Annotated in this window: 11 protein-coding genes and 1 pseudogene; 4 read left to right on the top strand and 8 right to left on the bottom strand. The window is 42.7% G+C overall.

Annotated features, from left to right (window positions below):
* The first annotated feature begins 52 nt into the window (after nucleotides 1–52).
* Nucleotides 53–1,399: a citrate synthase gene (locus U4956_RS12820; protein ID WP_323091079.1), complete on the top strand. Its 1,347-nt coding sequence runs from the start codon at nucleotides 53–55 to the stop codon at nucleotides 1,397–1,399.
* Nucleotides 1,400–1,750: 351 nt separating this feature from the next.
* Here the strand turns inward: U4956_RS12820 and U4956_RS12815 are convergent, their stop codons facing one another.
* A complete protein-coding gene (locus U4956_RS12815; protein ID WP_323088465.1) occupies nucleotides 1,751–3,124 on the bottom strand; it encodes an IS4 family transposase in 1,374 nt (457 codons plus the stop codon).
* A gap of 261 nt (nucleotides 3,125–3,385) precedes the next feature.
* On the opposite strand from U4956_RS12815, the gene U4956_RS12810 reads away from it, so the two are divergent.
* The gene (locus tag U4956_RS12810; RefSeq protein WP_323091078.1) at nucleotides 3,386–3,736 is read left to right on the top strand and encodes a hypothetical protein; all 351 of its coding nucleotides are present in this window, start codon (nucleotides 3,386–3,388) and stop codon (nucleotides 3,734–3,736) included.
* Between the two features lie 182 nt (nucleotides 3,737–3,918).
* Nucleotides 3,919–4,386, top strand: coding sequence for a hypothetical protein (locus U4956_RS12805; protein WP_323091076.1), 468 nt, complete (start codon nucleotides 3,919–3,921; stop codon nucleotides 4,384–4,386).
* Between the two features lie 475 nt (nucleotides 4,387–4,861).
* On the opposite strand, the gene U4956_RS12800 is transcribed toward U4956_RS12805, so the two are convergent.
* The 6 genes and pseudogenes from U4956_RS12800 to U4956_RS12775 form a co-directional block, all read right to left on the bottom strand.
* Nucleotides 4,862–6,007, bottom strand: coding sequence for a transposase (locus U4956_RS12800; RefSeq protein WP_323091075.1), 1,146 nt, complete (start codon nucleotides 6,005–6,007; stop codon nucleotides 4,862–4,864).
* Between the two features lie 82 nt (nucleotides 6,008–6,089).
* Nucleotides 6,090–6,509 carry a hypothetical protein gene (locus U4956_RS12795; protein ID WP_323091074.1) on the bottom strand — a complete coding sequence of 140 codons (420 nt, stop codon included), beginning with the start codon at nucleotides 6,507–6,509 and terminating at the stop codon, nucleotides 6,090–6,092.
* Between the two features lie 447 nt (nucleotides 6,510–6,956).
* On the bottom strand, nucleotides 6,957–8,330 hold the full coding sequence (locus U4956_RS12790) for an IS4 family transposase (RefSeq protein ID WP_323091073.1): 1,374 nt from the start codon (nucleotides 8,328–8,330) through the stop codon (nucleotides 6,957–6,959).
* A 387-nt stretch (nucleotides 8,331–8,717) separates the two neighbouring features.
* Nucleotides 8,718–8,825, bottom strand: a pseudogene (locus U4956_RS12785) (IS607 family transposase); the annotation flags it as partial.
* Between the two features lie 216 nt (nucleotides 8,826–9,041).
* Nucleotides 9,042–10,550 carry an IS110 family transposase gene (locus U4956_RS12780; protein WP_323089548.1) on the bottom strand — a complete coding sequence of 503 codons (1,509 nt, stop codon included), beginning with the start codon at nucleotides 10,548–10,550 and terminating at the stop codon, nucleotides 9,042–9,044.
* A gap of 272 nt (nucleotides 10,551–10,822) precedes the next feature.
* Complete coding sequence (locus U4956_RS12775; RefSeq protein WP_323091072.1) at nucleotides 10,823–11,296, bottom strand: IS607 family transposase; 474 nt, start codon at nucleotides 11,294–11,296, stop codon at nucleotides 10,823–10,825.
* A gap of 221 nt (nucleotides 11,297–11,517) precedes the next feature.
* Between U4956_RS12775 and U4956_RS12770 the strand changes: the two genes are divergently transcribed.
* The gene (locus U4956_RS12770; RefSeq protein ID WP_323091071.1) at nucleotides 11,518–12,405 is read left to right on the top strand and encodes a hypothetical protein; all 888 of its coding nucleotides are present in this window, start codon (nucleotides 11,518–11,520) and stop codon (nucleotides 12,403–12,405) included.
* Nucleotides 12,406–12,596: 191 nt separating this feature from the next.
* On the opposite strand, the gene U4956_RS12765 is transcribed toward U4956_RS12770, so the two are convergent.
* On the bottom strand, nucleotides 12,597–13,814 hold the full coding sequence (locus U4956_RS12765; protein ID WP_323091070.1) for an NADP-dependent isocitrate dehydrogenase: 1,218 nt from the start codon (nucleotides 13,812–13,814) through the stop codon (nucleotides 12,597–12,599).
* Nucleotides 13,815–13,924: the final 110 nt, after the last annotated feature.

Below are 13,924 nucleotides of genomic sequence, written 5' to 3'. Positions count from 1 at the left end.
TCCGCTTTGTCTGTGCTATATTGTCAAAAATCTGACAAAAGGAGTCTTTTGAATGAGTGGAAGATTGAAAGAAACATATCTGGCCAATGAACCAGATAACGCAATCGCGCCAGAGCTGTATTCGAAGTACCATGTGAAACAAGGTCTTCGCAACGAAAACGGCACTGGTGTCAAAGTAGGACTGACCAGAATCTGTGATGTGATCGGATATGAAATGGTCAACAACCACAAACGACCAATCGATGGCGAGCTGATTTACCGCGGCTACAGCCTCAACGATCTGGTAAAGCTGGAAAAATCCACCAATAAAATTCAGGGCTATGAGACAGCTGCCTTTCTGCTGATTTTTGGAAATCTGCCTACCCCGTCCGAACTGGCTGAGTTCCAGTTCGTTCTCAAACATAACTTTTCCAATTCGCTGGTTTTTGAAAATTACCGGACGAAAAATCTGCTCAATGCTATGCAGATTGAGGTTCTTAAACTGTTTGGACAGGACCTGAATCCGGAAACTGACAGTCTGGAAGATCGAATGATGAAAGGTCTTTGCATCCTGTCTTCTCTGCCCTTGTTTGTCTTTTCGGTGTATTCCAAAAAGAAGATCTCGTCGTATCCCCTGCCGCATGGCGGTTTTGCGGAAAATGTTCTGTGGATGGCCCGCGATCATCAGCCCTATTCCAAACAGGAAGCGCGCGTGCTTGATGTTCTGATGATGGTTCATGCGGATCACGGCGGCGGAAACAACTCGACTTTTGCGGACGTCGTGATTTCGTCAACCGGAACGGATATTTATTCCTGCATTTCCGCTGCGATCGGTTCTTTAAAAGGACCCAAACATGGCGGGGCAGCCGGAAAGGTTGGCAGCCAGACCCAGATGCTGCTCAAAACACTTAATTCCGAATCAACAGATGAAGAAATGAACGAACTGTGCGAGAAAATTCTGCGCAAAGAAGCCGGCGATGGCTCCGGTCTGATCTATGGCATCGGCCATGCGATCTATACCCGCAGTGATCCGCGCTGTCAGCTGATCAAGGAAGAAGTCCGGATTCTGGCTCAAGAAAAAGGCGAAGAAGCCACCTTCGATCTGATGGAGCGCTTTGAAAAAGCCGCCTGCCGCACGATGAAAAAGGTTAAAGGGAATACCGTCTGCGCCAACGTTGACTACTATTCCGGTTTTGCCTATCACCTGTTAGGCATTGACCAGGCCCTCTACACCCCCTTGTTTGCGATCAGCCGCTGTGCTGGATGGATTGCTCATCACCTTGAAAACAGACAATCCAACCGCAAGCTGATCCGTCCCGCCAATATTTATGTTGGCCAACGCCGCACTATTGATTTTGATGCAGTAAAAAAAGCCCAGGAACAAGCTCTCCAGCCCTCTGACTGGCGGGTGATCCTGTAAGAAATCAATTGGTCTGGATCGGACTTTAAACCTCTGTTCATTCAGTCGCAATCCAGTCTAATCCTCTTCAAAATCCGTCTTTAGCAAGACGGATTTTTTTATTCCAATCGCATCAATGTCATTTAGCTAGAAAAATATGACTTTAAACTTTGTCTCAAAATTGAAGACAAAGTGAATGATCGAGACTGAATCCGGTCCTCATCCATTCATATGCACCAAATAAGCACAAAATATATTGATTAATCTGGATGTATTCGTCCAAATAGGTGCACTAAAAACAACTCTTTGATAAGAGCTGCTTTTAAGAAATTAACAAGCACATAACATTCGTTAAATGCGCGTATAACGCACTTATCGGTAAGTGAACCATATCAAACGATTGGGATGGAGATTTCGTTTGAAGCTCCTCTCTGGTCGAACAGGTAGTTTTTCTCTGAGCAGCTCCTCAGTCAGAGCCTGAAACTCCGCTTTTGTAATTTGACGAATCGTTCGATTCTTCGTCCACTTCGGGGTGAACGTGTTCCTGATAGCCCGTATCGCCTTAGTTGTATTGATTTGGTATTCATAAGTTGTCTGATTCTCTTCTTTGTTATCTGATTGAGATGATTCAAGAACACACTTTTTGATCTCGGAAACCAGATTGTAGAAGATAAGGGATGAATAAATCTCCTGAATGATGTATTCTGCTTTTATCGAGTGGATACGTTTCATTCCTATTCCATATTTAAGCCAGGAGAAACTCTGCTCGATTCGCCACCTTAGGTGGTAAATAAATCCAAGAGCCTCCGGAGGAAATTCTGCTTCATCCAGATTGGTAATCAGTCCTTCCCAGACGTTGTCGCCAATCTCGATAGCTACCACCCTGCAGTCAAAATCAATAAATTCAGATTCTTGGTCAATCTGTCTCATTGATTTTTTGACCAGGTATTTCATCTGGGGGTTTTCTTTTTCCCCTTTTCTTTGGTGGTGGGTAAGAATGCGGCTGATCTGCTGGTCTTCTGTATGGTCAAGCTCTGTATAAGTCAGGCAGCTATACTCTCGTTCTTTCATACGTATGAGGTATTTGTGCCCTAAGGATTCAATAAGCTTACATAATGGGTAAGAGAAATACCCTCTGTCCATGACAAAGAGAAATGTCTCGCCAGGATAAGCTTCATGAATCTCCTTGACCATTTTCATAGCAGCGCCCCGTTCGTCTTTGGACCTCTGGTCTTGAGTGACGATGGCTAAAAATTTGTCATTAAGTACGTCATAGGCTGCGTTAACGTGAATACCGGCCCGGATAATGTTTTCCTTGTTCTTGGTATAAATGATGTAGTCAGGTTCATCTTCATTTGGCGCAACAGGTTCATTGGTTCCGTCAAAAGCGATTACCCTGTGTTCTTTATATTTTTTATCCATGGAATAAAGTGCCAATGTGGTTTTGTGCAGTGCTGAAAATACGCTGACTGGAGTTTTGGTTTTTGTCTGAACAAGTGCTGAAGCAGATGGTCTTACACTGCCCATGCCGAAATAGTTCATGGACAAATCGGAGAGTGTTGCCCCATTCCCGATAATGGATGTATTCAGGAAATGGAACAAGTTTATTTTTGATGATCGATAATGACTGCGTGAGAAAGCTCCTGTTTCAGAAGCAAGAATCTTCTCCTGTTTGTAGGCAAATTCCTCAAGGGATTTCATGAATTTTTGATAAATCACCGACGGCGAAGTAACTTTAGTTGCCATATTTTCCTCCTTATAAAGTTATGTTTTCAACGTGATAAGGATTAAATTAGATAATTATGGAGCTATTGTCAAAGTTAATTTTCGTTAAACCAGAAAACATAAAATCCACCATCTGTACACGGATGGTGGACAAAAACTAAGCTAAATGACATTGCCAATCGCATTCGAAAGAAAGCGCAGTTTGCCTTATAGTTAAATCCAGAAAACCACTTTGAATCGAGCCCTGTCTTGTCCAATTTTGCGTTTATCAGGAGGAAATGAATGGCTTATTATCTGCGAAAAACGAAACGCCCAAAAGGAATTTATCTTCAGATCTACAATTCCTATCGAGATGTCGAAAAGAAACAGCCTCGATCCTGTCACATCAGGACTTTGGGCTATGTCAACTCTCTTCAATCCCTTGGCATTGACGATCCTATCTCTTTTTATGAAGCGGCGGTTAAGACGATGAATGATAAGCGCAAAAACGAACGACAATCCAAAGACGAACTGATCCAGACAAAATCTCTCGTCAAATTGATCGGATTCTTCGTGGTTGCTGCGCTGTTTGAAAAGCTGAAGGTCAAACGCGACCTTGACCTTTTTCACTATAGCTATCCTTGCGCTTTGTGAACTGCAGCACCAAATGTGCGATCAATGATTTTCTGTCGACAAGATATTTTCTGCCTATCAACTTGTATGAACTCAGTCAGAAACAGATCCATTCGTTGATGCAGGTTTCCTGGTTAAAAATCTGAAGTTGTTCCATCCTCTTGAACTGCTATACTTAACCTAATTGAAAGCAGGTTTATTTCATGATTGAAGATTTCAACACCTCTATGAAAGTGAATGCTATTTTCAACCGGAGCGATTTGCTGCCCGCGTTGATTGTTTACTCGACTTTCCCGACTAGCGCTATGGTTTTAGGCGGCGTGGGCACTGCGATGACCCAGGATGTCGATCAGGCGTATGGCGGCTATCTGGTTCTGGTTGAACAGGATGCTTTACATCTCAAGCCTTTAAAAAAGGGGCGCCAGAACGCATTGCGGACAGCAAGCCGTTCTGAGTTTTCACCCGCGGAGCCCATTCGAATTGACCGCGACCAGATCCAGTCCGTCAGGATCCGTCCAGCCAATGGCCTCTCGATGTTTTCCAGCACTGTCACCATGATGCTGGATTCCGGCCGCAAATATGTCTGGCAGATCAACCACAAAGAAAAAGCCCTCCCCTATCATGAGGAAGGTTTCAATGCTTTAAAGGAATTTGCGAAAACGATTTGCTGATTCTTCTTTTCATTTTTCAGCCACAGCAATATCCATTTCCGGCTGCATTCTGACTGGATTCTGACTGCCCTCCATCCCTTCGTTAAATGAGGTTGTTTTATCCCTGATAGAATAAAACGGTTACATCCCTGTCTGCGAACAGTGTTCGGCATTAGCCGGCGGGAGAAGGGTTAAGATACAAGATCCTTATCTAAGCCCCGCTTTGAGGACCAAAATTCCCCGAAGGGAATCCAAATCCAAATTTTATGGGATACAGCCCAGTATCGCAGTACTGGCATCCCGCATCCCCCTTGCCGACGCAGGACCAGCCTTGAGACTTTGGCACAATCCGAAGATCGTTCCGCCCCAGCTTCGGCAGGGGGAGTAAACAAATATGAGTTCAAAACTCATATGGGATTTTTCTATGTGTTCGTGCCTGGTGTTCACACTTGTTTTTGGTTCGTATTTTTTGCGCAGAAAAACGAATTACGCAGGGTTAGGCGGATTTTGCACTGCTTAACCCTTTTAATGATGCAATAAGGCTGCAGACGGTCTGGTTATAACATTCAGATCTTTTTTCATAAAACTGCTGGACCGTTTTTCTTGGAGTCCATTTGGTGACTTCAGGATGATTTTCATACATCCAGACGAGGTTATGGGCGGCGTTGATATCTGCATTGAACTGTCCATGCCGCTTACAACGCGCATTTTCATAATGAGATTTGTCTCTTTGGATTTTGCTTCCGCAGATATGGCAGTATTGGGAACTGTAAGCCTGGTTGACATACGAAGTTTTAATTGACTTCAATCCAGCTTTGTATTCCACTCTTTCCTGCAAGAGGCCATAAATCCAGCCTGACAGCCTGCGGTTTAGTTTTGACCAGGTGCTTGCCTGTCCCCTGATGTCCAGGTTTTCCATGATGATGTGCCCAATATCCGAGTCTGCTTTGAGAACTAAGGCAATCTCTTCATTTGTGATTGTCTTTAAATGATCCTGGATTCTCTGGGACTGCCTGCGAAAGCGTTTGTTTCCTCTTCGGTTGTTTTCCTCAATCCGCTTGGCTTTGCGTCTAAGGGCATAGATCTGGTCTTCCAGTTTCTTTTTCTCGTCTTCTGAGCATTTTGATTGTGGATCGTTAAGCAAAAACTGGATCTGGTCTGCTTCTTTTAAGGCATTTTTCCTGCGGTCTCGAATCCGGTTGCGCTGGATTCCCCGCTCGCTGAGAAAATCAGAAGCAGAATAGCTGAACTGCTTGAAGGTTGTATGGTCAAGCGTCTGAGCAGCCTTGCTCTTTTTCTCTTTCAGTTCTTTTTCCTTCTTGGCAAGCTTTTCTTCTTTTAAAGAAGCAGAAGACATATTATGGGAAGTGCTGAGCAGTGACGTGATTCCGGCATCCATCCCAACCTTTGTCTCTGACTGGTTCGGGCGGTTTCTGACTTCAACCATTCTCTGGAAAACTAAGCATTTCCTGTCCCGGTCATAGACAACAGTAAGATTGCTCCTCGTCTTGCCTGTTTTGGCTGTATAAAAGATTCCTTTCAGTTCAACATTGAATTCTTTCTGGCTGCCTAAGCTGTGCATAGAAATAAAAGTCGTTCCATTTTTATGCTGGATGCCATATCCATTCTTATCGATCTTCATCCATGTATTTTTATTCGTATGAACTGGGTGAAGGTATTGCCTGTATCTTCTTGCTGCGTGGGCAATGAGTTTGTGGAGCCGCTTAGGATCGCATTGCTGCAGATGGCCATTGATCTCTATTGTTTGAAAATTTTTTGGGGACTTCAAACATTCTTTTTTGAAGGATCTTCTTGAAGACTTTGGGGGATTTAGCCACGTACATGACAACTGCTGCTTCATGGGCCGTCATCTTGTAATCTGCATACAGCTCTTCCTGAATCCGCCTGAAGATTTCTTCATCCATAGACTTGCGGTTCGTTACTGCAGAATGCAAAGCCATTGTCCATAGCCAGGATGGAAGCACTCCATCAGGAAAAGCGACTCCAGTTACTTTTGCAACATGAGTCGTGATGTCTTTTAACACCTGCTTTTGCTTGCGCAGATCGTCCCGGATCTTTTCTGCACTTCGTCCATAAGAATTGATGGAACAGGCAATAGGAGAGAGCAGGTTATAGGTTTCCATGTAAGCGATAACTCCCACATTTTCAGAACTAAAAAAGCGAATATATACCCCGAGAAGATACATACTAGCAGAATATAGATAACTTTAAGTGCAGTATATTGAAGTCGTTGTGAGTAAGCTAAATTAATTAATATGCGGGATTTTACCTTAGTCATAATATGACTAAGGTAAAATAGCTAACAATTAAATAACTTATTTGTAGATTAGTCAATGTCATTTAGCTAGAAAAATATGACCTCAAACTTTGTATAAAAATCAAAGACAAAGTGGATGATAGGAATAGAATTTGCTGCTGATTATATCCATATGCACCAACCAAGCACAAAATATACTGATTGATTTGGCTGTATTCATCAAAATAGGTGCACTAAAAACACCCCTTTGATAAGAGCCTTTTTTAAGAATTGTATGGGTGGTTTGTATCAATAAGATGCGCATATAATGCACTTATCGATAGGTGAACCATATCAAACGATTGGGATGGAGATTTCGCTTGAAGCTCCTTTCCGGCCGAACGGGCAGTTTTTCTCTTAGCAGCTCCTCAGTCAGAGCCTGAAACTCCGCTTTTGTAATTTGACGAATCGTTCGATTCTTCGTCCACTTCGGGGTGAACGTGTTCCTGATAGCCCGTATCGCCTTAGTTGTATTGATTTGGTATTCATAAGTTGTCTGCTTCTCTTCTTTATTATCCGATTGAGATGATTCAAGAACACACTTTTTGATCTCGGAAACCAGATTGTAGAAGATAAGGGATGAATAAATCTCCTGAATGATGTATTCTGCTTTTATCGAGTGGATACGTTTCATTCCTATTCCATATTTAAGCCAGGAGAAACTCTGCTCGATTCGCCACCTTAGGTGGTAAATAAATCCAAGAGCCTCCGGAGGAAATTCTGCTTCATCCAGATTGGTAATCAGTCCTTCCCAGACGTTGTCGCCAATCTCGATAGCTACCACCCTGCAGTCAAAATCAATAAATTCAGATTCTTGATCAATCTGTCTCATTGATTTTTTGACCAGGTATTTCATCTGGGGGTTTTCTTTTTCCTCTTTTCTTTGGTGGTGGGTAAGAATGCGGCTGATCTGCTGGTCTTCTGTATGGTCAAGCTGTGTATAAGTCAGGCAGCTATACTCTCGTTCTTTCATACGTATGAGGTATTTGTGCCCTAAGGATTCAATAAGCTTACACAATGGATAAGAAAAATACCCTCTGTCCATGACAAAGAGAAATGTCTCGCCAGGATAAGCTTCGTGAATCTCCTTGACCATTTTCATAGCAGCGGCCCGTTCGTCTTTGGACCTCTGGTCTTGAGTGACGATGGCTAGATATTTGTCATTAAGTACGTCATAGGCAGCGTTAATGTGAATACCGGCCCGGATGATGGTTTCCTTGTTCTTGGCATAAATGATGTAGTCAGGTTCATCTTCATTTGGCGCAACAGGTTCATTGGTTCCATCAAAGGCTATTACCCTTAGCCCTTTATATTTTTTATCCATGTAACAAAGTGCCAATGTGGCTTTGTGCAGTGCTGAAAATACGCTGACTGGAGTCTTGGCTTTTGTCTGAACAAGTGCCGAAGCAGATGGTCTTACACTGCCCATGCCGAAATAGTTCATGGATAAATCGGAGAGTGTTGATCCATTCCCGATAATGGATGTATTCAGGAAATGGAACAAGTTTATTTTTGATGATCGATAATGACTTCGTGAGAAAGCTCCTGTTTGAGAAGCAAGAATCTTCTCCTGTTTGTGGGCAAATTCCTCAAGGAATTTCATGAATCTTTGATAAATCACGGACGGCGAAGTAACTTTAGTTGCCATATTTTCCTCCTTATAAAGTTATGTTTTCAACGTGATAAGGATTAAATTAGACAATTATAGAGTTGTTGTCAAAGCTAATTTTCGTTAAACCAGAAAATATAAAATCCACCATCTGTGCACGGATGGTGGACAATACTAACTATCAAAAACTAAGCTAAATGACATTGGTAGATTAGTTGAAAATATATTCTTTAGTTAAAGCATATTTTATGTTTTATCTATAGTCCCGAAACTCACTATCCCATTTTTATTAGTACTGCATTTCAGGGCGTTATCGTGTAAGCAGTAAACAAATTCTCGGCGAACATCTGCTGGTCATCATTCAATTTGATTGAAACCATCTGAATCGTTTTCTTCGATTTGCTCATCTGCTCCATCTCCTTTCAACAGCCGTTTACTTTCCTCAATGATTTTTTTGGTCTTGTTGCTTCTGGGGCCATACAGCCGTCCTGAAAATACAGTAATGATCGCAATCAAGTCATCTGTTAATTCCTGGGCGCTGTTTCTTTCTTCGCCCTGGTTAAGAATTACGATTTCTGTATCCATCTACTTTGAAAATTCAGCCCCTCAGGCCCCCTTGCCAGTACCCTAAAGTCGAAATCACATATGTGCAGGGGGGCCTGAGGGGCTGGTCTTGCTACACATTGATTTATGATTAATTCTTTAAATTTTTAAAAAGGTGTAGTACCCCCTTTCCCCCGTTAGTTTCAATTAACTAGCGGGTATTATGTCGTATTTGATTAGTTCACTGCTCCCTGATTTGACATTCTTTTCGGAAATGTGAAGACTCTTTGCAGTTTTAGCTTTCTTGATGGTAGGGGGATCCGTTACTAAGACTTCTCCAGTAAAATGGTCAAATACTGCTTCTTCTTTAAGATTCTTTTCGTAGAGATCAGCACTGGTATTGACCGTTTCAAGAAGTTCTTCGCGATCCATTCCCATTGCCAGCAGGGATTGAACGTTGGTTCTAAGCTTTCGAGCTTCTTTGGATTGCGATACATTATTTGGAATGAATTCCTTGTTGCAGTCTGTGGGATGCCAGATAGCTTTCTTTTTAAACATGTGATAAATCGATACTAAAATCTTTCGGGCTATGGCGACTATTGCTTGTTTTGGTGTCATCCGCTGCTTCAGGCTTTCAAACTTAATCTTGTAATAAGGAACCTTCTTCGATTTGACCGCTGCCCAGGCCACTTGAATAAGTGTTGGTTTTAGATTAGCTCCACCTTTGGTTACGTGTTTTGAAAACACTTTGCCAGCAGATTCATTGCTTCCTGGAGCCAAACCAGCCCATTTAGCGAACTGAGATGCAGTCTGGAAATGGCTCATGTCTACTCCAATCTCAGCCAGAATCGTTCGAGCGCTTACCCGACTAATTCCAGGCACAGTTAAAAGCAGATCAAAATATGATCTGAACTCACTGTTGATTAAGTTCTGCATCGTCTGATCTAAATCTAGAATCATTTGATCCAGTCGCTTGATATTATCCAGAAGCGTTACAATCTTCTTCTTTGCCCAATCATCTAGTTTTATCCCCCGGCAAGCCTTGAGAATATCTTCCCTTGAAGACTTACATTTTCTGTGTACGCAAGCCATAATCTGATCATCTGTGCAGTCTTCATTTGATATAATCAGATTGGTAATCTTTGTCGCAGAACTGCCTCTGATATCAGAGAAAACTGTATCGAGTTTTAAACCGTGTGAGGCGAAGCAGGCTAGAAGTACGTTGTGTTCAGCGGTCCGATTCTGGACATAATTCTTCCTCATTCGGCTCATTTCTCGCAGATTCCTGATATTTTGTTCTGGAATATAACTGTTTCGGGTCATTCCATTTCTATAGAGGTCACAGATTCGTTCTGCATCTTTTCTATCATCCTTCTCATTCTTTACCAGGGACAGCCATTTAGGATTGCACACACTTACTTCTTGCATGGCTCGTTCAAGAGCGTTAAAGACCGGGTGCCAGTATACACTTGTCGATTCCATGCATACATTGGTACAATCCAGGTCAATTAACCAATCTTTGAACTGTTCAAGATCCTCGTTAAAGATTGGGAAGGATTTTTCGTATTTCGTTATTGTCCCATCCGCATTGACTATTTTTGCGCAAGCGACAAGAAACTTGCTGTGAACATCGATGCCACAAGCATGGGTAAGGACAGGTTTCTGAGAAACAGTTACTGGCCTATGTGTTTTTGTCGAAGATTTGGCTCTTCTCATAGTTAATCTCCTCCAATTTAATATAAGAAGGAGCTATCAGAAGCGTTGCGAACGCAACAACTATCAAACATTAATTAGTAAGACGATGAAATCTACTTTACAGCCTCTAAGGACTTCTGGCATGTTCTCTGGCGCTTCTGATTGTGCAGTCTTTTTGACTGCCTTGATCATGAATATGAAATCCACAAAAGATAAAACGCACTTATTAACTCCTCTTACAGATTAATTGTAATGGATATATCTTATGAACTGAGTCCTTTATTGAGTTCGATTCACCCATTTTCATTGCGGCATGTGGCCGAAGGCCATGGCGTCTTTTTGGCAATATATTCAATCAACTCAAAGCCAAAACGAAGAAGCCTGTCTTTATGGGTAATGACAATATGGCTGATCTTTCGATCCAGTAAAAGATCGATCAGTTTTAAAAGCCCCGGCTTTTTATAGTTCATCCCAGATCCAGTATCTTCAATGATTTGATATTTCCATCCTTGCTTTTGCATATAGATTTCAACCACATCTGCTTGTCTTTCAAGGTCATCTTTTCTCTTTTTGGTTGAAACCCGGCAATAGCCAACGGCCATTCGTTCAGGAAGAGCAGGAGCTTTGCCAATGTATTGATCCATTTCTTCCTGGTCAAACATGCAGTGTCCGCCAATAGAACGATGGGCAGGCATTCCATCTTCAATCATTTTGTACAAGGTGTGCCTGGCAACCCCAAGGTATTTGCAGGCTTGGGACGTCTTCATTCTAATGGATTTATAATAACGCATCTATATTCATTATGGACTGCTTTTTCCTTAAAAAACCAATATAACCAACTGTTAAAATCCGTTCTTGTTACGGATGGATTTTTTTGTAGTATTGCCAGTTATTCATTGAGTTTACGATATTTTTCTGTAACCCATTGACAATTTCACATCATCAGACGCATGGTAAGCAAAGAGCAAGAAAAGAAGGGAGCTTCATTTTGGAAAACAAATTATCGAAAAACAAAAGGGCAGTTGGTCTGTTCATCCTGGCGATTATATCTTTGGTGACTGGCTGGTATCTGAGCAGTCATCCAGAAATGCTGGCGCCAACCACAAGCTATCTCAACGAAAAACAGATGCAGGTTCTGACGCTCAGCGGGCTTTGTGCCGGAGGAGCCAATGCGATCAGTCTGCTTCCGGACGATACAGGGACTCCGATTGCAGATATGCTGATGAAAATGAGCGGGTACCTGTTTGTTGTAATGGTCGGGATTCTAATGGAGAAAATTCTTTTATCCGGCAGCGTCTATCTTTCGTTTTATTTTCTGCTGCCAACCGCGTGTCTGATTTTCGCCTGGCATGCCTGGAGACCAGAGGCCAGCCTCTTGTCAAAAAGAATTGCCGCAAAAGCTGCAATCATCGGAATCGTCGTTCTTACTGTGGTTCCCGGAAGCGTAGAGCTGTCTAAATGGATGGAAAAGACCATTCAAGATCCAGTTGCCCAGACCATTGAACAGGGCGAAGCAGTCAGCAAACTGGCCGAGGATACGCTGGAAGAACAGGAAAAAGACAGGAATCTCTGGGAAAAGCTGGTCGATGGCACGAAATCCTGGATTGGCGGAATTACATCTGGCATTGCCAATGTCATTGAAGAGGCAAAAACTCTGATCAGCAATCTGATCAACAGTATTGCGACTTTGCTGATCACTTCAATCATCATCCCGATTCTGGTCTATGTGCTGCTTTACATGGTTCTCAAACAGATTCTTGGCACTCAGATGATGAATACCGTGCAGACACAGGCCAAAGCCATCCACAACAAAGTCCGGTTCCCACAGCCAGACGAAGAAGAAGAAGAAGAAGAAGTTTCGATTACTGAAGCCTGATTCTTGACTGGATCTGATTCTAGACTGGATCTGGTTTTTGCCCAGTTGGCGTTTTCAGCCAGGTCATGATCGTTCCAATTCTCTGAATTCCTGAAACCACCAAAAAAGTCTTCTGCTTTTTGGATCTGGAATCAAATCCAGCCAGATCTGCAGAAGACTTTTTGCATGTAAAAATGAGCGTTCAAAAGCGCTTAGGCGTTCTGTTTGGCATCCAGGCGGCTGGCAATGGCTTTCAGAAAGTCCGTGGAGTTGAGCTTGACGGCAGGAATGTCTTCTCTTGTCCAAAGACCCACTAAATCACCTGTCATTTCACCGGCTTCGATGGTTTCGAGGGTTGCTTCTTCCAGATGATCAGCAAAAGCCACTAAATCAGGAAGATCATCAACTTCACCGCGTTTTCTCAAAGCGCCGCTCCAGGCAAAAATGGTCGCAACCGGGTTGGTCGAGGTTTCTTCACCTTTGAGATATTTGTAGTAATGGCGGGTTACCGTTCCATGGGCTGCCTCATATTCGTAGTTTCCTTCTGGAGAAACCAGAACAGAAGTCATCATGGCTAGAGAACCGAAAGCGGTGGAAACCATATCTGACATGACATCCCCATCGTAGTTTTTCAAAGCCCAGATAAAGCCGCCTTTGGAGCGGATTACGCGGGCAACCGCATCATCGATCAGAGTATAGAAATATTCCAGATTTCTGGCCTCAAATTTTTCTTTATATTCATTGTCATAGATCTCCTGAAAGATATCTTTAAAACGGTGATCGTACTTTTTAGAAATGGTATCCTTCGTGGAGAACCATAAGTCTTCATTTTTGGACAGTGCATATTCAAAACAGCTGCGCGCAAACGACTCAATGGACTTGTCTTTATTGAACTGACCCTGTAAAACGCCGGGACCTTCAAAGGCAGCGATTTCTTCACTGATTACCTGGCCATCTTCGCCTTCAAAAACCAGTCTGGCCACTCCAGCCTCGGGCACGCGGATTTCGCTTGCTTTATAGACATCGCCAAACGCATGACGGGCAATCGTAATTGGCTTTTGCCATGTGCGGACAGCCGGAACGATTCCATTGACCATAATCGGAGTTCTAAATACCGTTCCATCGAGGATCGCACGAATGGTTCCATTCGGGGATTTCCACATCTGAGACAGATTGTATTCTTCTACGCGCTGCGCATTTGGCGTAATGGTCGCACATTTTACGGCAACTCCATATTTTTTATTGGCATTAGCCGCATCAACCGTCACCTGATCTTTTGTCTCTTCCCGGATGGGTAAGGACAAATCATAATATTCTGTGTAAAGATCTACATAAGGTTCCAGAAGGATTTCCTTGATCTGTTGCCACAGAACACGAGTCATTTCATCCCCATCCATTTCAACCAATGGGGTCTTCATTTGAATTTTCATATCAATTTTCCTCACATTGATCCAATCTTAATCAGGGTTACATTTGTTTTCAATTTTTCAGTGCCTTTCAGGATTTATTTCCCCTTCTCTTGTCCGCTTTTCTGCGGTTT

It is taken from the genome of Allobaculum sp. JKK-2023 (assembly GCF_034745455.1).
Lineage (GTDB): Bacteria > Bacillota_I > Bacilli_A > Erysipelotrichales > Erysipelotrichaceae > Allobaculum.
This window is presented reverse-complemented; position numbering and strand designations above follow the sequence as displayed.

Bases quoted from the DNA above. Each gene is read 5' to 3' on its own strand.
- U4956_RS12820 (WP_323091079.1), top strand. From the start codon at position 53: ATGAGTGGAAGATTGAAAGAAACATATCTGGCCAATGAACCAGATAAC.
- U4956_RS12780 (WP_323089548.1), bottom strand. From the start codon at position 10,550: ATGAGAAGAGCCAAATCTTCGACAAAAACACATAGGCCAGTAACTGTT.
- U4956_RS12800 (WP_323091075.1), bottom strand. From the start codon at position 6,007: ATGAAGATCGATAAGAATGGATATGGCATCCAGCATAAAAATGGAACG.
- U4956_RS12790 (WP_323091073.1), bottom strand. From the start codon at position 8,330: ATGGCAACTAAAGTTACTTCGCCGTCCGTGATTTATCAAAGATTCATG.
- U4956_RS12765 (WP_323091070.1), bottom strand. From the start codon at position 13,814: ATGAAAATTCAAATGAAGACCCCATTGGTTGAAATGGATGGGGATGAA.
- U4956_RS12815 (WP_323088465.1), bottom strand. From the start codon at position 3,124: ATGGCAACTAAAGTTACTTCGCCGTCGGTGATTTATCAAAAATTCATG.
- U4956_RS12805 (WP_323091076.1), top strand. From the start codon at position 3,919: ATGATTGAAGATTTCAACACCTCTATGAAAGTGAATGCTATTTTCAAC.
- U4956_RS12810 (WP_323091078.1), top strand. From the start codon at position 3,386: ATGGCTTATTATCTGCGAAAAACGAAACGCCCAAAAGGAATTTATCTT.
- U4956_RS12775 (WP_323091072.1), bottom strand. From the start codon at position 11,296: ATGAAGACGTCCCAAGCCTGCAAATACCTTGGGGTTGCCAGGCACACC.
- U4956_RS12795 (WP_323091074.1), bottom strand. From the start codon at position 6,509: ATGGAAACCTATAACCTGCTCTCTCCTATTGCCTGTTCCATCAATTCT.